Genomic DNA, 21,286 nt, shown 5'->3' with positions numbered 1-21,286 from the left:
TTAAACTATACAAACTTCACTTTTGCGCGGCAAACCACTTCACAATCGTTTTTCTTTATCTCTACGTGATACTCATCTTCGTTCACCTCCTCTTCAAAGAAAGAAAGTTCGTCACCGTAATAACTCTCCGCCACATAGGCCATTTCAAACCTCTGAATTTGTTTCCTCATATATAATTGAATGGGGAATAAATCCAAGATATGCTCTATATAACGAATACTGTTCACATGGCCATTGATATCAATATCACTATACTTAGCGGTCAACTTAGCAGAAGGCTTGTCTGTTGTCACTTTGATGCGCGAAGGTTTCTCAATGGGGCAAGGTTCGTCACATACATAATCCACGATACTGCCGCCATGCAATGTCAGCAAATCGGCAGGTTTACGGGTATTCAGATTAATCATCGCCCATACCGAACGGGCATACCCGATCTTCTTGCCATCTTTGTTCAGGATAGCAAAATTACGGTCTGTAAAAAGACGGTATACATTCTCCACCCACGTCTGTACGGTAAACTCTTCATATTGATAAGGCATCTCTTCCAAATCGATGGCCAGACGGGACAGTACCCAGGTATAATTGTCTTCATTCAGTGTAGCAATCCCGAACCCACGTTCACTGGCATGAAAACCGGCACAATTTAACAGATGATTACCGAGCACCCCCATTGTCAAACGCCCCTTGAAGTCGACATGAAAAGGTTCCGCAATAAACTTATAACTTCCTATCTTATTCGCATCACTCATCTACTTTTCCTCTCCTTTGCTTAAGTTATATTTGGTTTCACGATCTGCCAGAAATTCGTTCACGCGTTCAAAACAACTGGTAGTAATGGCCACCCGCCCCGAACGCACAAACTGCAACACACAGTTCAATACGCTCAATTCTTCGTAGAGGGAAGTAATTTCCTCACTGATTCCATTCTTCTCGACAATGGCAAATACCGGATTAACTTCTACAATCCGTGCGTTGTAACGACGGATCACTTTCGACGCCTCCGGTTGTGACTGAAATTCCGGCATAGACACTTTGTAAAGTGCTATTTCATGGAAATAAATTTCATCTTCAGTGAAATAATGCGCCTGAAGCACGTCTATTTTCTTCTCGATCTGCTTGACAACCTTCTCAATCGTATCCTTGTCAGTCCAGGCTGTAATGGTGTACTTATGTACCCCCTTGATGGAAGAAGCCGAAACATTCAGACTTTCTATATTAATCTGCCGACGGGTAAATACCGCCGTAACCTGATTCAACAATCCGGCAAAGTTCTCTGAATGAACAATTAACGTATATAATGTTTTATCCATAACCTCTAAATTATTAGCATTCCAACAACATCTGATTAACCGAACCTCCCGGAGGAGTCATCGGCAATACATTCCCCTCTTCAATCACACAAGCTTCCAACAGGAACGGACCCTCTGTCGCAATCATTTCCTCTATCGCATCAGCCAGTTCTTCACGGGTGAAAACCCTTTTGGCCGGTATATCGTAAGCAGAAGCAATCTTGATATAATCAGGATTCAACATGGGTGTAAACGAATATTTACGGTTAAAAAACATTGCCTGCCATTGGCGTACATTTCCCAGAAAATTATTATTCAATACGATGATTTTAACCGGTGCCTTCTGTTCCATAATGGTTCCCAGCTCCTGAATGTTCATTTGCAAACCACCGTCACCCATAAATACACAAACCGTACGGTCCGGTCGGCCAAAAGTAGCACCGATAGCGGCAGGAAGCCCGAATCCCATAGTGCCGAGCCCTCCGGAGGTAATAATGCTACGATCCTTTGAGTATTTAAAGTATCGGGCAGACATCATCTGGTTCTGCCCTACATCAGTTACCAATACTGCTTCATGATTCGTTGCATCGCTTACTGCACGCACCACTTCTCCCATTGAAAGCGTATCGCCCATCGGGTGCAATTCCGGACGGATCACCTTTTCTTCTTCCACCTGTTCATAAGGCAGGAAACTATCCAGCCACTCTTTATGCTCATTGGGTTGAAGCAATGCCGTTACCGCGGCAAGTGTTTCTTTACAGTCACCCAGTACTGCCACATCCGCATGTACATTCTTATTCACCTCAGCCGGATCAATATCAAAATGAATCACTTTAGCCTGTTTAGCATAGGTGGCTAAATTGCCGGTCACACGGTCGTCAAAACGCATACCGACAGCGATCAAGACATCACATTTATTGGTGTTCATGTTCGGTCCGAGATTACCATGCATTCCCAACATACCTTTATTCAGAGGGTGTTCAGTCGGTAAGGCCGACAGTCCCAGCAGCGTACATCCGGCGGGCATGCCTGCTTTTTCGATAAAAGCACGCAGTTCCTGCTGAGCATTGCCCAACTCCACACCCTGACCTACCAATACCAACGGCCGTTCCGCACCGTTAATTAATTCGGCAGCTACTTTCACAGCCTCCGGATCGGTCTCGGGTACAGGCACATAACTGCGTATAAAATCAAGCTTTGTAGGATAATATTCCGCCTTCTCCACCTGAGCATTTTTCGCGAAGTCAAGTACTACCGGTCCCGGGCGTCCGCTTTTGGCAATATAAAAAGCACGGGCCACTGCCCACGGAACATCTTCGGCACGGCGAATCTGATAACTCCACTTTGTGATCGGTTGTGTAATACCTACCAGGTCGACTTCCTGAAAAGCATCCGTACCGAGAAAAGCCGTTCCCACCTGTCCGGCAATCACCACAATCGGTGTACTGTCAATCATCGCATCCGCAATACCGGTAATGGTATTAGTAGCCCCGGGGCCACTTGTCACCAGACAAACCCCTACTTCACCCGAAGCACGGGCAAATCCCTGAGCAGCATGTGCCGCTCCCTGTTCATGGCGGACCAGAATGTGATTCAAAGTCTCCCTATGGTCATATAAGGCATCGAATACCGGCATGATGGAACCTCCGGGATAACCAAAGATCGTCTTTACACCATGATATTCCAAAGAACGCATTAATGCTTCACCGCCTGAAATTATATCTTTACTCATGTACTAAAATTTACAATTTAACGATTTATGATTTCGATTGAAACAACCCCATAGTTAATCAATCAGTCTCACCGCCCCTTTATCGGCAGAGCTTACCATGCTGGCATACGCTTTAAGACTCTTAGGCACATAGCGTTCACGAGTGACCGGAGTCATCGGACGTGCAGCCAGTTCTTCATCGGTCAGTCGCACGTTGATAGTCCGTTCGGGGATATTGATTTCGATGATATCACCATCCTTGATCTTCCCGATATTACCTCCGGCGGCCGCTTCGGGAGAGATATGACCGATGCTGAGTCCCGATGTACCACCACTGAAACGGCCGTCGGTAATCAGCGCACACTCCTTGCCCAAATGGCGCGATTTAATATAAGAGGTGGGATAAAGCATCTCCTGCATACCGGGACCTCCTTTCGGACCCTCGTGCGTGATGACGACTACATCTCCGCTGACAACTTTTCCTCCGAGTATCCCATTGCAGGCGGCTTCCTGTGAATCGAATACCTTTGCCGGACCGGTAAACTTCCAGATACTTTCGTCCACACCGGCTGTTTTCACCACACAACCATCCTGAGCTATATTTCCTTTCAGTACGGCCAGTCCTCCGTCTTTGCTATATGCATGTTCCATATCGCGAATGCACCCTTCGGTACGATCCGTATCCAGTTCTTTGTAATAGACGTCCTGAGAGCCGAGCACCAGATTGAACTTCCCGGCAGCCGCACTCTTATACTTCTTAATAGCCTCTTCACACACGTTCGGGCTTGTTATATCATATTTATCAATTGCTTCACCCAATGTCATCCCATCGATACGGGGCACGGATGTATCTATCAATCCGGCTTTGGCAAGTTGTCCCATAATCCCCATGATACCTCCGGCACGATTCACATCCTGAATGTGATACTTCTGAGTGTTCGGCGCTACCTTGCACAGGCACGGGCTTTTGCGCGACAACATATCGATATCATCCATTTTAAAGTCCGCTCCTGCTTCATGAGCTACCGCCAGCAGATGGAGTACCGTATTGGTAGATCCCCCCATCGCAATATCCAGTGTCATGGCATTCAGGAATGCCTCACGGGTGGCAATGCTCCGGGGAAGCACACTCTCATCACCGTCCCGATAATATTTATAGGTATTTTCTACAATCAGTTTCGCAGCATCTTTGAACAATTGGGTACGGTTGGCATGAGTTGCCACAATCGTTCCGTTTCCGGGGAGTGCCAGACCGATCGCTTCGTTGAGGCAGTTCATCGAGTTGGCAGTAAACATCCCCGAACAGCACCCGCAAGTGGGACAGGCCCGATTCTCAATTTTGGAAACTTCTTCATCGCTCACACTTTCGTCGGCCGACTTAATCATCGCGTCAATCAGGTCCAAATGCTGCCCGTCCAATTCACCGGCTTCCATCGGGCCTCCGGATACAAATACAGTAGGAATATTCAGTCTCATAGCCGCCATCAACATTCCCGGAGTGATTTTGTCACAATTGCTGATACACACCATGGCATCCGCTTTATGGGCATTCACCATATATTCTACGCTATCGGCAATGATATCCCGGGAGGGAAGGGAATAGAGCATTCCGTCGTGCCCCATAGCAATGCCATCATCAATGGCAATCGTATTGAACTCTGCAGCAAAGCATCCCAGCTTCTCAATTTCTTTTTTCACCAGCTGGCCTATTTCATGTAGATGTACATGTCCCGGAACAAACTGAGTGAACGAATTGACGATGGCAATGATAGGTTTGCCTAATTGCTCTTTTTTCATACCGTTGGCTGCCCAAAGTGCCCGGGCACCCGCCATGCGACGGCCTTGTGTGCTGAACGAACTGCGTAACTGCTTTTTCATTTCAATATTCCTTTTAAGTAAAGAGCCTTTCCCACCGTAGTGAGAAAGGCTCTAAATCATATCTTCTATCTGTACGAATACATACATAACCTTTCTCACGCTCTTGATGGAATCACCACGACGCGAATAATATGCAGGACTGCCAGGTTAATTGATGTATGATTATTCATAACTTCTGTTTTTCTTTCTTTATGTGCTGCAAAGGTAAGTGCTTTTTTATAAACTCCAAACAAATTGAAGAAAAAAATCACTCAAAACAAAATAATTGTAAGCAAAGCCCACCATTAAATACGCATTTATCATTCAGAATACTATATTCCGAACTATTCCTTATAAAAATCCACTTTCAGAATATATACAAATTGAATATAAACAGCACAAACATACCAATTGTGCGACAACTCTTCAAGGAAGAAAACAAAGAAACATCAATAGAAATCAAGGAAAAAGAAAAGAGCGGAAAGATTAGATTAAAGTCAAACCAATAAAACATGGGGATGTTGTATCGTAAAACATCCCCATGTTATAGTACAAAACATCCGGATGTTTCACACAACAACACCCGGATGTTTTCGCAACAAGAGTTTAAAGTTTCAAAGTAAACAATGGCATATTACTGACGAATAAAACGTATACTAAATCCGAAGCCACGACTATATGTATTCGTACATTGTGATACGGCTACATTCGAAGGATTGACGGAGAGTGCCCAGCAATCATTCCCATCAACACTGTCAAACCACCAATACCCAACTTCATCTTTTTCCTGGAAAGCAAAAGGCTCATCAGCATTGCGCCGTCCACCGGGTTTCCCGACAAATCCGGCAATCTTCAATGCCTCGGCTACTTTAGGATCCCCACCTAAGAAATCCCGCAATGTATCCCAGTCTCTCAAATGATTCGGTATTTTCCAGCCTTTAGGGACCAAGGACGTGCCACTGGAAAACACACCTGCATTATACAACAGCCCATATTGATTGCGAATCGCCCGGCTACCTTCCGTAATGCCAGCGGGGAAACCATATACAGCATATCGCGGGATACCATCCTTTCTCCATTCTGAGGAAATGACTCCTGCACTGTTTGTTATCGTCTGCAAATTATCCGCCATCCAATACTGTGTACCGATTTTCATCACCCGATACGAGTTACCTTCATTGTCGGTAGCCTGATAAGGACGGAGTCCGCTTGCCTGATTGCCCGAGTAACCGATATAATCACCGGTAATAAAATTCACTCCGTCTTCGGTAAACAAAGAGGTGAATGGCTCCGTATTAGTACCCGGCGTATAAACGGTAGTCAGATAATCCACCTTTCCTCCGTTGTCCAGAACCACTCCTTCACCAAACGCCTTGTTATAAACATTATAAGGATAAAAGACCGAGGCACTTTTACCCGATCCAAATGAATAACCGGGAATAAACTCATGACATAGTTCTCCTACTTTCACTCCCTCAACATAAAGTTCATAAACAAACGAACGGGAAGAATCGGGCACTTTAAATTCAAGTAATAAGGTAGTTTCAAGCGTTGCCGGCAATTTCTTACCATCCTTAGCAGTCAGTTCGAGGACAGCAGTACCGGACAATGCTCCATCAGCCGAACCTTTACCAGGGGCAATCACTGTTATTTCGCCATCGGTGGCCGATGTATACCTTGCCGTAACTGTCCAACCGCGCGGAGCCGTACATACCGGAGCAATATCTTTATTCACGCCACTGCAAGTAAATGCAAAGGTCCGGGATTCGCTCCGATGGAAATACGCCACTTCCAAAGTCTCCAGTCCGACCTGTGATCCTTGCCATTCCGGCACTTTAAGAGTTTTTCCATCACTCAGATAAAATACAATATAACCGTCTTCACTGACCACCTTCCGGAACATAGGATCGCCGGATGCACCTTTCGCCTTCATCGGATTACCCGCAGCATCTTCCAATTCAACAGGACCGCTCCCATAGTCAAGTGTCCAGTATCCTGCCGCATTGACCCCAATGACCGGAACAATGCCATCGGTTCCCGAAGCTCTGACCTTTTGCCCGTTGTTATCCAAAAGAAAAGAAGAAGTTCCATCCGGAGCCTTGTTAGCCCAATACAGATGCCCGTCCGTATCCATTTTCATGGTGATGACGGGAGCTATACCATTTTTTCCCTTATCTCCTTCCGCACCGTCTTTACCATCCGTACCGTCAACTCCGTCTTTACCATCGGTACCATCCTGACCGTCTTTGCCGTCGGTACCGTCAACTCCGTCTTTACCATCCGTACCATCCTGACCATCCTTGCCGTCGGTACCATCAACTCCGTCTTTGCCATCGGTACCATCCTGACCATCTTTGCCATCGGTGCCGTCCTGACCATTCTGACCATCTTTACCGTCTTCCCCTTTCTTACCGTCATCTCCTTTCTCGCCATTCTTGATGACAATAGTGCCACTCTTAAAGAAACTGATCGTATAGCCGCTTCCATCGGCAAGTTCGTTGAATCCGGTAATGTAATCACCGGATTCAGACGAGTCTATGATCAGCTTTAAGGCAACAATATCCCTATTCATATTTTTACATAACTCTTCGATAGAGTTTGCCTGTTCCTCCATTTCCGCGTGATTCTTCAGCACTTCGTTTATCTCTTCCTGGCTACAGGAAGCAACGAGGAACAAACAGAGAAACAATAGTTTGATTATATGATTCATATTCATTAGAGTTAAATTAATAATTTGCATCCCGGACACAACGGATACTGTTACCTTCGCCCAACCCGGCAGCACCGGGAGTCAGTTGCTCTACAGAATTGGACCTAAAACTCATCCGGATACGGTAATCCGCTTCCGTCGACCACCATTGCCCTGTTGTTTCCGAAGCTCCGGTACTGCCATTACTACCCTCGACCGTATTAGCAGGTAAAGCAGTAAAACCGGTCAGATTGTCTCCCTCTATTCCGGCACTCTCCATCCAACTTCCGAGCCCTTTCCCAATAGCTGTCGATTTCAGTTTACGTGCATCTGCCCCCACAAAGTCTACCAATGCTTGCAGTTCTGCTTTAGAAGGAACATGCCATCCTTGGGGAGCTATATTTCCTTTCATCGCAAACAGATTGTAAAGCACACCGTACAGGTTGCGATATTGCATAGCACCCGGAGCATCGGCATTAGCCGCCCGGTCGACCTGACATGCAGGAAGATCTGACCCGCACTGAATCATCCAAGCTTCTGAAGTGGCAAAACCGGTAGGAATAGGAGTACCATCATTAAATTGGGTTGTCTTCAGATTTTCTCCCATCCAGTAGAGACTGCCTATTTTCACAACCCGGTAAGCATATCCCTGCACATCGACAGCCAAGGAAGCTTTCAGCCCGCAAACAGTCCCGTTCACCAGCCCATCTGTTCCATCTGCCGGCATTACATACTGACTGCCGTCTTCCGTCAGTATGGCAGTAGATGACGGATTGCCCGTAACGGGAGTATACCCTGTTCCGTCATGCTGTATCGACGCTCCGTTCTCCAGAATAATCCCCGGACCAAAAACACGCGAAGCAGCATTATAAGAATAGACTACAGTAGCCCGGTCCGTCGTGGAATAAGCCGGCACATATTCCCGGCATATTTCTCCTACTTTAAACCCCTCCATCAAAATATCATAAACCAGGGAACTATTGAACTTCGGGAGCTCAATACGATAATACAACGTTACCAAGATGTCTGCCCGGACAGTATTTCCCAAGGCATCTGTGCCTTCTATCGTTATTCTTTCCGAAGCCGGCAGAGCCGAACCGGCAGCAGGCGCTTTCACAGTCAGCACCCCTTGCAAAGCTTTCGGCTGATAATTAATCGTAGCATCCCATGTTCCTGCCACCTTTACTATCTGCCGGAAACTACTACAATCAAACGGAATGTCCAGTGCTACTCCACGACGAAAGAAAAGAGGTCCCGTTTCATTGAATATCAGTTTATTATCTGCGAATTTAGCCACCTTATAGACACTTCCGTCAGTCATTGTAAAAATGACATACTCCGGATCTCCCGGATTCACAGACGTAAAGATGGACTGACTGCCATCTGTCACGGTGGCTACAATTTTCTCTCCGCTTGCTCCTGTCATCCACTTCGTAACAGTTCCGACAGTAACCTGCCAGTAATATTCTCCGTCCGTATCTTTAGCTATACCGACAGATGGAGTAATACCATTTACCGGAGTCATAATCACTTTATTACCCTCTCCGTCCGTCAGCCACTCTACCACTCCGGCACCTATCTGTACAGTCCAGTAATAATTACCATCCGTATCCTGTTTAGCACCCATCAACGGAGTATCTCCGGCCGGACCTTTCACACCATCTTTACCGTCAGTACCGTCAACTCCGTCTTTGCCATCCGTACCATCTGCGCCGTCCTGACCATCATTGCCATTACTGCCGTCGGTTCCGTCAGTTCCGTTCGAGCCATTCTGGCCATCTGCCCCATCTTCACCGTCAACACCATCCTTGCCATCCGTACCATCTGCGCCGTTCTGACCATCATTGCCATTACTGCCATCGGTTCCGTCATTACCGTTTTCTCCTTTATTCCCTACCAGGCCATTCTTTACAAGCATGTCTCCCCCTTTATGAAAAACGATCAGTGTACCGCTCCCATCGGGCAACTCGGTCACACTTTCAATGTAATCATGAGTCGGTATCGTATTCACTATCGTGGCAAGCAGCCGTACTTCATTATTGGTATCGGATATCCATTCCCGGAGCTTTCCCATCCGGACATTCAATTCGGCTTCCCGGCGCAAGGCTTCGTTAATGTCCTCCTGAACACATCCTCCTGCCAACAAAACCGACAAAATGATAAATATATATTTTTTATATCTCTTCATGATTTCCTGTTTTAAAGATTAGTCTTCTCTCAAAATCCGTACGCTATAACCCACCGAATTATTATCTCCACTATTAAACCCAAGCTCGGAAGAAGTTGCAGACAACCTGAATACAGCACCGACACTCTCCAGGCTGGCGCTACTCCACCAGATACCGGCTTGCTGAAGATCGTTAAACGAAAGACCGTCAGCAGCCCTATATCCCCCTCCGAAACCGCCAAAACCAGTGAGATCAGTTCCGCCGGCAACATTCCAATGTTCTGTCCCGGCTTCCTTCAATAACGTACCGGCATTGGTGCCCAGAAAAGCCCGCAATATAGATACGATATCAGATTCCGTAGGAAGTTTCCATCCGTCGGGTACTACTTTCTTTGCTGCCACCCAATTGTACAAAACGCCATAAGATATTTTATTGGCAAAAGCTCCTGTAGCGGAGGCGTTCTGATAATCATACACGGCACAAGCACCTGAACCTGTATCTTCAAATCCACTTTCTTTCCAAGCATGCCCCGATAAGTTAGTTTCGACAGGACTTCCATCAGGATAACTAAGCGTCCGTAAATTTTCCATGGTCCAATACTGTTTACCTATTTTCACAATGCGATAGGTGTTACCATCCACATCAGTCAGTTTTTCCGCTTGCAGGCCATCTCCGAAATCCGGTTCCCGTCCTTTCAACGAACTGTCGGTATAGAATTCCGCCCCGTCTTCAGTATAGATATACATGACTGCCGGCCGGTCGGCAGCAGGAGCATGATAGCCCGTACCGTCGTGCTGTACCGTGCCTCCTGTATTCGTGATAAGCCCCGACCCATAAATTCCTCCTGTCAGATAAGGATAGACAATCGTTGCAGACTGCTTTAACTCCCGCTGATATTCCCGGCAAAGCTCTCCCACCTTTTTACCCCAAAGACGGATGTTGTAGACATAAGAGCCTTTGAAATCCGGAAGCATTATCCTATAAAGCATAGTCACGGCGAAAGAGCTCCGTGCTGCTTCTTCTGTGGTATTCGTACTCCTCAGTACTACATCTCCGGATAATGCTACGCCCGCTGCTCCTGCCAAAGGAGCTTCAAGGGCCAGTGTACCTGCATCAAAATCAACCGTTGCCTTCCATCCCTCCGGAACATCTACCGATAGCCGTTCCTTTGAGATACCCTTACAACTGAAAGCAATCACCCGGGATTCGCCACGACTGAAGAAGAGCAGTTTGCGTCCCTCCGGCACCTCAATAGAAGGTTTTCCCACCGGTATTTTAAATTGGGTTGCTCCCCCACTTAAAGTAAACTCTATATAATCCGGATCTTTATATTCCACCTTCTCAAACACAGACACGGCATCTTTTGCGTTGGCAATTATTTTCTTTCCACCCGCCTCAATCCATGTTTCAGGATCGGACCCTATCTTCTGTGTCCAGTAATAATTATCGTCACCGCCATCAGCCACCGTCCACTGTTTCACTCCTAACTGAGGAGTCCGTCCATCATGGACCGCAGAGACTGCCTTTATCCGGTTTCCGTCATTGTCCGCCAGATAATATGGTTCACCGGAGCCGACTTTTACAGTCCAGTAATATTCCGAGTCAGTGGGGTCCTGCATAATGCCGACCACCGGATTCTGTCCGGGATCACCTTGTTCTCCCTTGCTTCCGTCCGTACCATTAGCTCCATCTTTACCGTCTGTTCCATCCACGCCATCCTTGCCATCGGAGCCATTCGTTCCATCCACACCATCTTTACCATCGGTGCCGTTCTCTCCATCTTTACCATCCGTACCATCGGCACCGTCTACGCCATCTTTGCCGTCCGTACCATCTACACCATCCTTGCCGTCCGTACCGTCAATGCCGTCTTTGCCGGCATCTCCATCGGGACCCGTATTTCCCTTCTTTCCGTTACGAATAGTGATCGGGGCACTTCTGGAAAAGGAGATGGTATATCCCGTACCATCCGCCAACTCCTCAATGTGAGTGATGTTGTCTCCTATCTTGTCAATATTGACAATCACCTGAAGATTATAAATATCTTCATTCAATTTTCTGCATAACTCTGTCAGCTCCTGCAGTTCTTTCTTCTGATCGCCTTGTCTGTCAAGTAAATCGTTGAAATCGGATTCCTTACAGCCATACAGCAACGGAATCAATAACAACAACAGATATATTCTCTTTTTAATCATAGTTTTCATTTTTGAATTTCAACAATAACTCGCCTGGCAAGTACACTGTAGTTGTTAGGATCGGAAGTAAGCGTATCTATACACTCTCCTTTCACGTTGATACGTTTGCTGTCAATTCCCTTCTTTTCAAGGTAAGCTGCCAACACCTCCGCACGCTGTAAAGAGATTTTTTGATTAATATCCGGATTACCCGTATGATCGGCATAACCCAAAAGAATGACTTTCAGATCAGGATACTTTTTCAGGGTTTCCACAATGCGGGATAATTCATTTTTGTATAAAGCTACATTCAGATAAGCCGATCCCCTCTTAAAGTAGACAGGAGGCAACTCATTGAATCCCAGCACCGGATTGGATTCCACTCTCTCTTTCGCATCCGTTTGCGCTTGCTGCAACTGCATATTTAAGGAAGCTATTTCCTGTTTCATCCGGTTCTTCTCTATCGAATCCTCCGTACAGCAAACAGGTGTGGGTAAGTTCACCGCGCGCTCCTCTATATATCTTACCGCAATATCTGTCACATGCTTTGAGGCATAAAGGACATTATCTTGTTTCTTCTTACCCACTTTCCATATCAAGGAAAGCCCGGCACTCGTCATAAAATGGTCTTTTGACTTGATAAGGGTCGACACACCATCCATCTTATTATTATTGACCCATATAATTCCCGTACGCAACTGTACGTCAAAAGCGCGTGAAATCTTATAACGCAAAGAGAGATCTCCCCCTACTCCAAAGTTCCAGTCATCAGTCTTTTTGCCTGACAACGGGCTCTTATCCGCCTTATTTACTAACTCAGTAGAGAAACGTTGTGCATAGACAGCAGGACTCAGCAATACCGTCCAACGCCGGTTACCCCGGTTGAGCCCAAAGAAGTTATTTACATTCAGATTCATCTGTAAGCCAAGATTGGTGAAGTGTACTTTCGAAAACACATCCTTATACTTCCAGGTAGTAAAGTCCTGCTTGGTATAATAAGTCATTCCGTCAGCACTCAGGAGGTAATCGGACGCATAAGATTTTGCGCCCATTCTGGTATATCCGGTCCGTGCGGATGCCTCTATACCTATCCACGAATTGATCTGATAGCCTGCAAATCCCCCAAACTGAGACCCGATATAAGTTTTATCTGCCGAAAATGAAGTAAAATCACCGAATAAAAAGGGAGTAGCATACTCTGCTCCGAAGTACCAATGAGAATACGATTTGAGAGGTTCATCGGCCCCAACCGATGTTTTTGTCTGGGCAAAGCCGTTACAAAACAGCGGAGACAAGAAAAGGAAAAGAATGACTCTTTTACATTCTGTTTCCATACAACAACGAATTTTTAACATAAGCTCCAGTTTAAGAATTATTGTTTGTTTTCAGTTTCTTGCGAAGTTCGCAAGGTGTAAGTCCATATTGTGACCTACAAAATTTATTAAAGTGTGAAGGAGACGAAAACCCGAAGTCATCGATAATCTGGCTAAACTCATCACCATATACGGTAATGCGATAAATAATCCGTTGTGATTTCCGATTGAGGAGCCAACGATAAACCGATACTCCGAATTGCTCTTTAAATTTAACCCGGAAATTGGTGACCCCGTATCCTAACAGACTGGCCAACTCGCCTACATTTTTTGCACTGAGATAGTTTTCCAATATCTGTTCTTTGAATTTGGATGACTGTTCCGTCAAAGAGCTGAATAAAATTGCAAGTTCCTGCTCATTATAAACAGAATTCAGAATATAAAACAGTTCCTGCCGTTTCGTTATATACAAGGAGACATCATCTAATTTCATCTCCAGATACAGCACCAGAAGCTGTAGGAAAGAGTTCAATGGCTCCGCGAATCTGAGTCCTGTACCTTTCAGAGCATACTTGTCCTGAAAGGAAGCATAAGGCCTAAATGTCAGCAAATCATGTACAATTAAATCGCCGAATGCAAACAGAATGACCTGTGTATCTGAAAGCATCTCACAAACATGATCATTTTCTTTATCCCAAAAGAAGATATGCCGCTCGTCAATAATAGCTAATTCTTTCTCACCAGAAAAAACTTTCATAGTGCCACTCATGATAAAAATTAAAACATTGCTATCCATTTTCGGCAAATGGCTTCCTTGCACAATGGTTAAAAATCTAAATCCTGTTTGAAAGACCTGATTTTGCAGTAAATCAGAAGATAAATTGTCCAGTAAGGTTTTCATAGGTTTATGTATGTTGTAAAAAAAACAAAAGACACACTAACATCTTATTAATAAATAATACAAAGAAAACCCTTTGACAACTCAATCCGTTTATACATTTTATTTATTTTGTTATATATAATAACGAAATAAAATACTTTTTTTCATTTAAGTAAAATTGAGACATGGCATTCCTTATTTTCATAAAATCACCGCCTATCAGCCAACAGGTATTAATTTCTACTACGAAAGAATAAACTCCATACCAGTCCACAAATCTCTGATGATTAATTCGTATCTTTGTCCCCACGGAAAATCCGAATTTTATTAATAACATTATAAAGAACAGATGGAAACAGCAGAAAACAAGTACATCACTGTAGCTTACAAACTGTATACAACAGAAGATGGCAAAAGAGATTTAGTAGAAGAAGCAACAGCCGAACATCCCTTTCAGTTCATTTCCGGTTTGGGTACTACGCTTGAAGCTTTTGAATCACAGATAGCAAACCTCAATAAAGGAGATAAGTTTGAATTTACCATTCCTTTTGCCGAAGCTTACGGTGAATATGATGAAGAACATGTGATTGATCTTCCGAAAAACATCTTCGAGATTGACGGAAAATTCGATAACGAACATATCTATCCGGGAAATATCATCCCTCTGATGAATTCAGAAGGCCAGCGCCTGAACGGTAGCGTAGTTGAGGTAAAAGCCGACACTGTGGTAATGGATATGAACCATCCGTTGGCAGGTGAAGATTTGACTTTCGCGGGTGAAGTTGTTGAAAGCCGTCCGGCTACAAACGAAGAAATCCAGGAAATGGTTAAAATGATGACCGGTGAAGGTGGTTGCAGCTGCGGAAGTTGTGGTGACGGTTGCGGTGACGACTGCGGAGATAGCTGTGGAGACAGCTGCGGTTGCGGACATTGCCATTAATTGAGCGATTATCTATAAAATAAAAAACGGTGAACATACTGCACATGCATGGTATGTTCACCGTTTTATTATATCAAAATGTGTATAGCACACCTATTTCACGATCTCTATCAAAAAAGAGTCCTCACTGTATTCCTTACCATTCAAATAAAGTTTCTTGTGTATCGTAGGATCCTGTTTCTTCCAGGTGATGTATAAGTCAAATTTCACCACGTCTTTTGTCCCGTCCCCCCAATAAATCGTAAAAGTCTCTCCCTTATATTGATGTTCCGGAGAAAACTCACCAAAAGAAAGAACACGCTTTTTCTCTTTACCCAGTAGCTCTTTTCTTAATCCTAAAGACCGGGGCATATTAAACCGCGTATCCACAGAGTTTTCCAGCGGAAAGGTCTTACCTTCGTATTCCACCGTAATTTCATTAGCCAATAAATTTGATGAAACCTGCGGGTCCAACAGGTTAGCCCCGGCAGCATCCTTCACCGAAAAATAAATATTATAGTTTATGAAATCCCAGATATAATCCCCCGGGCCGTCCTCTTTCTCTTCTTCTCCATAACAACCGGTTGCCAGAAGCGGAAGCAATAGAAGCAACCATACAAAGTAATTTTTCATATATTCAGCATTAATAGTTCGTCATTCCGTCAAAGTTCTTTATATCAAGAAAATGAAAGAATTAGCCTTTTACTGCTTATCTTCTGATTTTTAACACATTGTTTAACATTAGCACCCTTTATGAGTCATAATATCAAGCACCACCTTATCTGTTTCATTCATCCCCTGAGATCCAATCCGCGTCAAATTGCGGATACTTTGATCAACATCTTCATCAATAATTCCTTCTACCGAAGTTACGCAGCGATTCTCCATAGCCATTACAGCGGACAACACAGCTGTTGACACTCCTGTCGTCACCTTCAAGGCACAGCTCGGTTTCGCACCGTCACATATCATTCCGGTCAGGTTGGCTATCATGTTTTGAACAGCAAAAGCCACTTGCTCATAACTGCCTCCCATCAACCAGGTGATTCCACAACTGGAACCGGTAGCAGCTACCACACAACCGCAAAGTGCAGAAAGACGTCCCAGACTTTGCTTAATATATATCACAGTCAAATGACTCATCATCAACGCACGGATCAGTTCCTCTTCCGGTTTTCCGTTTTCTTCGGCATAAACCACTACAGGCAATGTAGCGGAAATACCTTGATTACCACTACCCGAGTTACTCATAACAGGAATCATCGCTCCTGCCATGCGTGCATCACAAGCAGCCGATGTATACGAAAGAATATGTGAAAACACACTGTCGCCCATAATCTTATGTTCATAGGTTCCGCGAAGCATCTTGCCCAATGCGTGACCATAATCTCCCTGAAAAGACTGTTCGGCAGCTTTCTTGTTAAGTCTTGCCGTTTCAAGAATAAAACGGATTTCATCCAGCGGAGCAGTCAGTGCAAAGTCATACACTTTCCGCAGAGTGAGTTCCAGTTCCTCTTCTTCCTCTTCCTCACCGGAAACTTGCTGTTTATTTAATAGTATTTCATCTCCTTTGGCTACATAAACAAATGTAGTATGTCCTCCGGAAATAATAGCTGTTGCCTGCTCTCCACCGGCTTCACACATCACCTCTATGTAAAGTTTCTCCGTAATGTTTTCCTTCAGCGAAATACAGATACGCTTTTCATCAATCAACTTCTTCCCTTCTTCCACGGCTTCCGGAGAGCTGTCTTTCAACACTTCAAGTTGATAATCCGACTTTCCGATCAACGCCCCCAGAGCCACTGCAATAGGCAACCCAATCATCCCCGTACCGGGAATTCCCACTCCCATCGCATTCTTCAGGATGTTAGCACTCAACAATACTTTTATTTTTTCCGGTTTAGCTCCTAAGGTTTCTGTAGCCTTTGCCACACACAGCGCAACTGCAATCGGCTCTGTACATCCGATAGCCGGAATCACCTCCCGCTGCACTAAAGCAATTATCTGTTTTCTTTCTGACTCAGTCATCTATTCAAGGTTTATATTTTGCACAAAAGTAGGAAATATCCTCTTATAAACCATTCATTTAACTAAAGAATATCCCACCCGGACAAGTTAAGAGTTTTACAATCGGTTTACTGGTTATTTAAGAATTATCATGTATCTTTGTCTCTCAATTACAAATACTTAATAAAAAAGAGCAATGAATAAAGGATTTACACTAAAAGCCCTCTTTCTGTTATGTTTTCTTTTCTCGCAAACAGCCAAAGGGCAATCCTTCACTCCCGGAAAAATATGGCCGGACAATCATCAGGTCCATATCAACGCACATGGTGGAGGTATTTTGTACGATAACGGAACCTACTATTGGTTTGGCGAACACAAAACAGAAGGTGAAACCGGCAACGTTGCCAATGTAGGAGTGCATTGCTACTCTTCCGATAACCTATATCATTGGAATGATTGTGGAATAGCACTGTCAGTGATCGAAAATAACCCCGAACATATCATTTCTAAAGGATGTATCCTTGAGCGTCCCAAAGTCATATACAACCCTCACACTAAAAAATATGTCATGTGGTTCCATCTCGAGCCCAAAGGAGCCGGATATTCGGGAGCTTTAAGCGGAATCGCCGTAAGTGACCGGGTGACAGGCCCTTACACCTTCTTAAAAGCCGTCCGCCCCAATGCAGGTTCATGGCCTGTCAACGTACTGCCGGTCCATAAAACCGCCCGCAGACCTTCTATCGAAGAAGAACGTCAATGCACAGGTGGTAGTCTTCCTGCACATCCCGACAGCCTCAATATATTGGGACGCGATATGGAACGGGGACAGATGGCACGTGATATGAATCTGTTTGTCGATGATGACGGCAAAGCCTATCACATCTATTCTTCCGAAGAAAACAGCACCTTACATATTGCCGAACTTGATTCATCTTATACCGGCTATACAGGAAAGTACACCCGAATTTTTATTAACCGATTTATGGAGGCTCCCGCCATGTTTAAGAAGGATGGTAACTATTACCTTATCATGTCCGGATGCACCGGGTGGAGTCCTAATGCAGCACGGTCTGCAATAGCTTCCTCCATTTGGGGAGAATGGAAAGAATTAGGGAATCCCTGCGTAGGTCAGGATGCGGACCTGACTTTCCATTCGCAAAGTACTTATATTCTTCCGGTGCGGGGTAAGAAAGACCAATTTATATACATGGGCGACCGTTGGACACCCCAAAACGCAATAGACGGACGTTATATTTGGCTTCCAATTTATTTTGAAGGCGAAAAACCTGTTATCAAATGGAAAGATTCATGGACTTTAGACTAAAAACGCACCATTCTGAACATTATGACCGTTATAAAATGTTGTATTGTAGGGGTTCAAATGTATCTTTTCAAAAAAGAAACTTAACTTTGCAGCCAAGTTTACAAAAAATCAACTAAACTAAAAGGATTATTAATCAAAAACAGAATCGAATGAAATTAAAGAATCTGATAGCCTGTTTCTTTCTGGGCTTTATAATGGTTTCTTGCATACAAGACGAAGCACCTAATGCAGAAGCAGACATCATTGCATGCACTGTACCGGGTGATGTTCTCAATCGTGATCCCATCATCGAAAACAAGAAAGTTACATTAATTGTAAAAACAGGAACAGATATAACCGCATTAGCACCTAAGTTTACTTTGACTCCGGGAGCTTCTATTGTCCCTAATAGTGGAACTATACTTGATTTTACCACACCTCAATATTATGAAGTAACTTCTGAAGATGGAAAATGGAAGAAAAAATATGAAGTAGGAGTAACTTTCTCAGGTATTACTAACACAATGTATCACTTTGAGAATATTAAGTTCGACTCAGAGGGAAAATACCATATTTTCTACGAAACAGATGCACAAGGGAAAGAAACCATGACTTGGGCAAGTGGCAATGCCGGCTTTGCTTTTACCGGTGTAAAAGCAAAAGCAGAAGAATATCCAACAAGTCAAGCAAACAATGGCGTCGAAGGGAAATGCTTGAAACTAACAACTTGCGAAACAGGTTATTGGGGCTCGTTGCTTGGAATGCCAATTGCAGCGGGTAATCTATTCTTAGGTAGTTTTGAAGTAAAGCCTACCGATATTCTCCGTTCAACCAAATTCGGAACCCCTTTTTCAAATATTCCAACTTCAATTACCGGATATTATAAATATAAGGCAGGAAAGTCATTCCAAATAGATGGTAAACCTGTAGATAACAAAAAAGATATCTGTGATATTTATGCCGTATTTTATGAAACAGATGAAAAATTGTCTACACTTGACGGAACTAACGTATTGGCAGAAGATAATACTTATATCGTATCAGTAGCTCGGATTAAAGATGCAAAAGAAACTGATGAATGGATTAAGTTTGACTTACCATTTGAATATCGTACTGGTAAATCAGTAGATATGGAGAAACTCAAAGCTGGAAAATATAATTTAGCTATCGTATTTTCTTCAAGTATACGCGGAGATCATTTCGAAGGTGCTCCAGGAAGTACACTTTACATTGATGAGGTTCTATTAAATTTCACTAACAAGTAAAAATGAAAAAATGAAAAAGTATATACTTATAGGCCTGCTCGCTTTTATCGGCACAATCAACACTTTAAAAGCCCAAGAAGAACGGAATCATGGTATTATTTGGTCTGCACTACATGGGCTTGAATATGAAATAAAAGCAGGTTTCAACGTTGGAGGTGCTTCACCACTCCCATTACCTGCAGAAATACGTGCACTCACAGGGTATAGCCCTACTATATGCTTAGCTATAGAAGGCAATACAACCAAATGGTTTGGTAAAGACTCTAAATGGGGAATGACTTTAGGATTACGTCTTGAAACTAAAGGTATGGAAGCCAAAGCACGTGTAAAGAATTACAGTATGGAAATTATAGGGGATGGCGGCGAACTTTTAGCAGGCTACTGGACAGGAAAAGTAAAAACTAAATATAGAGGTTCTTATTTCTCAATTCCAGTAACAGCCGCTTATAAACTTAGCCAACGTGTTAGAATTAATGCCGGTCCTTATGTTTCATTTATGACCAGTGGTGACTTCAATGGACATGTGCATGATGGATATCTACGCAAAGACACCCCCACTGGAGAAAAAGCTGAATTCGAAGGAGATAAAATAGCTCCTTATGACTTCTCTAAGGACCTAAGCAATTTTCAATGGGGATTTCAAGCTGGTGCCGAATGGAAAGCATTCAAACATCTAAATGTATACGCAGATTTAGTCTGGGGATTAAATGATATCTTTAAAAAAGACTTCAAAACAATTACATTCAATATGTATCCCATATATCTAAATGTAGGATTTGGATATGCATTTTAATTAAAAAAGACATATTTCATTTTAGTAAACTCGTATAAATCCTAATACCTTGGACTTTATACGAGTTTTTTATACAATAATATTCTAATACACTTCTTTGAAGACAAACTAACAACATACAGATAATATCACTTTTAAAAAAGAAGCATAACAATAGATTCCACTGAATTCCAACAACCCAAACAATTAACAAAAAAGTCCTAAGCATTAATACTACATAATAAAAAAGGAGGATGGTTAAACGAAGGCACTGAAAAAGTGATCTTTTTTAGCATCCAATCCTTTTTTTAGAAATTCTTGGAAAAAGTTGCATGTCGAATGATGCATTTCATTCACATACAACTTTTTCTTATATTAAGGGTAATAACTCCACAATTTGCTTTATACAAGCCGTGTTTGTCTTCCACGGGCATGGATTACACTTACTTTAACTGAGTTTGAGTATTCTCTTGAGATTTGCTGCAAAAATAGCCATTGCTCCTTGCATTTTCATACATGACAGTCCGTAGGACTGCGCCCTGTCATATCCATATACCTGTTTCAGTTCCGCATTTTTAGCTTCAATCTTATAACGCTCGGCAGCCTTCTCTTTGAACCGTTCGGTTTGTTGAAACTCTATCTGTTGTTGCTGCTCATCGGTTTTTATGGGTACAGAATAGGTTTTAGATTTAGCTCCCGGCTTATAACATCCCTCCCGTTTTGAGCAGCATTGACACTTATGTACATCAAAATAATAAGTATACGCCTGATTCCATGCTCCATTCTTTCTCCCTTGTTTTGCCCTACGTATAGCTATATGGTCGGCAGGGCAAACAAACATGCCGGCATCCTTATTGTAATCAAACTTGCCTTCCTCCTTTCTGAAACCTTGGCTGATACTGGGATTCAATTTAGCTACCAACTCAAAGTGTTCATCAC

General features: G+C 43.6%; 16 protein-coding genes. 4 read left to right on the top strand and 12 right to left on the bottom strand.

Annotated elements, in window-relative coordinates; translation table 11 throughout:
• Positions 1-5: 5 nt before the first annotated feature.
• The 9 genes from JZY04_RS01820 to JZY04_RS01780 all read right to left on the bottom strand — a co-directional run bounded on the left by JZY04_RS01820 (position 6) and on the right by JZY04_RS01780 (position 14,102).
• Positions 6-749, bottom strand: a complete 744-nt coding sequence (locus JZY04_RS01820) for an acyl-[acyl-carrier-protein] thioesterase (RefSeq protein ID WP_005781287.1) — start codon at positions 747-749, stop codon at positions 6-8.
• Positions 750-1,310 carry an acetolactate synthase small subunit gene (ilvN, locus tag JZY04_RS01815; RefSeq protein ID WP_005808314.1) on the bottom strand — a complete coding sequence of 187 codons (561 nt, stop codon included), beginning with the start codon at positions 1,308-1,310 and terminating at the stop codon, positions 750-752.
• A gap of 13 nt (positions 1,311-1,323) precedes the next feature.
• Complete coding sequence (gene ilvB, locus JZY04_RS01810) at positions 1,324-3,021, bottom strand: biosynthetic-type acetolactate synthase large subunit (RefSeq protein ID WP_122142479.1); 1,698 nt, start codon at positions 3,019-3,021, stop codon at positions 1,324-1,326.
• 54 nt (positions 3,022-3,075) lie between these two features.
• Positions 3,076-4,878 (bottom strand): dihydroxy-acid dehydratase, encoded by a 1,803-nt coding sequence (gene ilvD, locus JZY04_RS01805; protein WP_122142478.1) that lies wholly within the window; start codon positions 4,876-4,878, stop codon positions 3,076-3,078.
• A gap of 613 nt (positions 4,879-5,491) precedes the next feature.
• Positions 5,492-7,567: a PL29 family lyase N-terminal domain-containing protein gene (locus JZY04_RS01800; protein ID WP_181996373.1), complete on the bottom strand. Its 2,076-nt coding sequence runs from the start codon at positions 7,565-7,567 to the stop codon at positions 5,492-5,494.
• Positions 7,568-7,583: 16 nt separating this feature from the next.
• The gene (locus tag JZY04_RS01795) at positions 7,584-9,734 is read right to left on the bottom strand and encodes an FISUMP domain-containing protein (RefSeq protein WP_122142475.1); all 2,151 of its coding nucleotides are present in this window, start codon (positions 9,732-9,734) and stop codon (positions 7,584-7,586) included.
• Positions 9,735-9,752: 18 nt separating this feature from the next.
• Positions 9,753-11,909, bottom strand: a complete 2,157-nt coding sequence (locus JZY04_RS01790) for an FISUMP domain-containing protein (protein WP_181996371.1) — start codon at positions 11,907-11,909, stop codon at positions 9,753-9,755.
• 5 nt (positions 11,910-11,914) lie between these two features.
• Positions 11,915-13,222 (bottom strand): OmpA family protein, encoded by a 1,308-nt coding sequence (locus JZY04_RS01785; protein ID WP_181996369.1) that lies wholly within the window; start codon positions 13,220-13,222, stop codon positions 11,915-11,917.
• Positions 13,223-13,253: 31 nt separating this feature from the next.
• Positions 13,254-14,102 (bottom strand): AraC family transcriptional regulator, encoded by an 849-nt coding sequence (locus JZY04_RS01780; protein WP_044302065.1) that lies wholly within the window; start codon positions 14,100-14,102, stop codon positions 13,254-13,256.
• A 328-nt stretch (positions 14,103-14,430) separates the two neighbouring features.
• Here JZY04_RS01780 and JZY04_RS01775 point away from each other — a divergent pair, with 328 nt between their 5' ends.
• Complete coding sequence (locus JZY04_RS01775) at positions 14,431-15,021, top strand: peptidylprolyl isomerase (protein WP_005781304.1); 591 nt, start codon at positions 14,431-14,433, stop codon at positions 15,019-15,021.
• Between the two features lie 93 nt (positions 15,022-15,114).
• Here JZY04_RS01775 and JZY04_RS01770 read toward each other — a convergent pair whose 3' ends face one another.
• Positions 15,115-15,633: a hypothetical protein gene (locus tag JZY04_RS01770; RefSeq protein ID WP_044302067.1), complete on the bottom strand. Its 519-nt coding sequence runs from the start codon at positions 15,631-15,633 to the stop codon at positions 15,115-15,117.
• A 108-nt stretch (positions 15,634-15,741) separates the two neighbouring features.
• A complete protein-coding gene (locus JZY04_RS01765) occupies positions 15,742-17,028 on the bottom strand; it encodes a serine dehydratase subunit alpha family protein (RefSeq protein ID WP_005808324.1) in 1,287 nt (428 codons plus the stop codon).
• Between the two features lie 175 nt (positions 17,029-17,203).
• Between JZY04_RS01765 and JZY04_RS01760 the strand changes: the two genes are divergently transcribed.
• The 3 genes from JZY04_RS01760 to JZY04_RS01750 all read left to right on the top strand — a co-directional run bounded on the left by JZY04_RS01760 (position 17,204) and on the right by JZY04_RS01750 (position 20,368).
• Positions 17,204-18,331 carry a glycoside hydrolase family 43 protein gene (locus JZY04_RS01760; RefSeq protein ID WP_044302069.1) on the top strand — a complete coding sequence of 376 codons (1,128 nt, stop codon included), beginning with the start codon at positions 17,204-17,206 and terminating at the stop codon, positions 18,329-18,331.
• Between the two features lie 149 nt (positions 18,332-18,480).
• Positions 18,481-19,575, top strand: a complete 1,095-nt coding sequence (locus tag JZY04_RS01755) for a PCMD domain-containing protein (RefSeq protein ID WP_005808332.1) — start codon at positions 18,481-18,483, stop codon at positions 19,573-19,575.
• A gap of 10 nt (positions 19,576-19,585) precedes the next feature.
• The gene (locus JZY04_RS01750; RefSeq protein ID WP_005781314.1) at positions 19,586-20,368 is read left to right on the top strand and encodes a porin family protein; all 783 of its coding nucleotides are present in this window, start codon (positions 19,586-19,588) and stop codon (positions 20,366-20,368) included.
• 427 nt (positions 20,369-20,795) lie between these two features.
• On the opposite strand, the gene JZY04_RS01745 is transcribed toward JZY04_RS01750, so the two are convergent.
• A partial coding sequence (locus JZY04_RS01745) for a transposase (RefSeq protein ID WP_220577399.1) occupies positions 20,796-21,286 on the bottom strand: 491 nt, incomplete at its 5' end.

Source organism: Bacteroides sp. 11BF (assembly GCF_019633765.1).
GTDB lineage: Bacteria > Bacteroidota > Bacteroidia > Bacteroidales > Bacteroidaceae > Bacteroides > Bacteroides hominis.
The sequence above is the reverse complement of the archived record's forward strand: the minus strand, read 5'-3'. Positions and strand labels throughout refer to the sequence as shown.

Bases quoted from the DNA above. Each gene is read 5' to 3' on its own strand.
- JZY04_RS01760 (WP_044302069.1), top strand. From the start codon at position 17,204: ATGAATAAAGGATTTACACTAAAAGCCCTCTTTCTGTTATGTTTTCTT.
- JZY04_RS01795 (WP_122142475.1), bottom strand. From the start codon at position 9,734: ATGAAGAGATATAAAAAATATATATTTATCATTTTGTCGGTTTTGTTG.
- JZY04_RS01755 (WP_005808332.1), top strand. From the start codon at position 18,481: ATGAAATTAAAGAATCTGATAGCCTGTTTCTTTCTGGGCTTTATAATG.
- JZY04_RS01820 (WP_005781287.1), bottom strand. From the start codon at position 749: ATGAGTGATGCGAATAAGATAGGAAGTTATAAGTTTATTGCGGAACCT.
- JZY04_RS01800 (WP_181996373.1), bottom strand. From the start codon at position 7,567: ATGAATCATATAATCAAACTATTGTTTCTCTGTTTGTTCCTCGTTGCT.
- JZY04_RS01785 (WP_181996369.1), bottom strand. From the start codon at position 13,222: ATGGAAACAGAATGTAAAAGAGTCATTCTTTTCCTTTTCTTGTCTCCG.
- JZY04_RS01765 (WP_005808324.1), bottom strand. From the start codon at position 17,028: ATGACTGAGTCAGAAAGAAAACAGATAATTGCTTTAGTGCAGCGGGAG.
- ilvB (WP_122142479.1), bottom strand. From the start codon at position 3,021: ATGAGTAAAGATATAATTTCAGGCGGTGAAGCATTAATGCGTTCTTTG.
- JZY04_RS01775 (WP_005781304.1), top strand. From the start codon at position 14,431: ATGGAAACAGCAGAAAACAAGTACATCACTGTAGCTTACAAACTGTAT.
- ilvN (WP_005808314.1), bottom strand. From the start codon at position 1,310: ATGGATAAAACATTATATACGTTAATTGTTCATTCAGAGAACTTTGCC.
- JZY04_RS01770 (WP_044302067.1), bottom strand. From the start codon at position 15,633: ATGAAAAATTACTTTGTATGGTTGCTTCTATTGCTTCCGCTTCTGGCA.
- JZY04_RS01790 (WP_181996371.1), bottom strand. From the start codon at position 11,909: ATGATTAAAAAGAGAATATATCTGTTGTTGTTATTGATTCCGTTGCTG.
- JZY04_RS01750 (WP_005781314.1), top strand. From the start codon at position 19,586: ATGAAAAAGTATATACTTATAGGCCTGCTCGCTTTTATCGGCACAATC.
- ilvD (WP_122142478.1), bottom strand. From the start codon at position 4,878: ATGAAAAAGCAGTTACGCAGTTCGTTCAGCACACAAGGCCGTCGCATG.
- JZY04_RS01780 (WP_044302065.1), bottom strand. From the start codon at position 14,102: ATGAAAACCTTACTGGACAATTTATCTTCTGATTTACTGCAAAATCAG.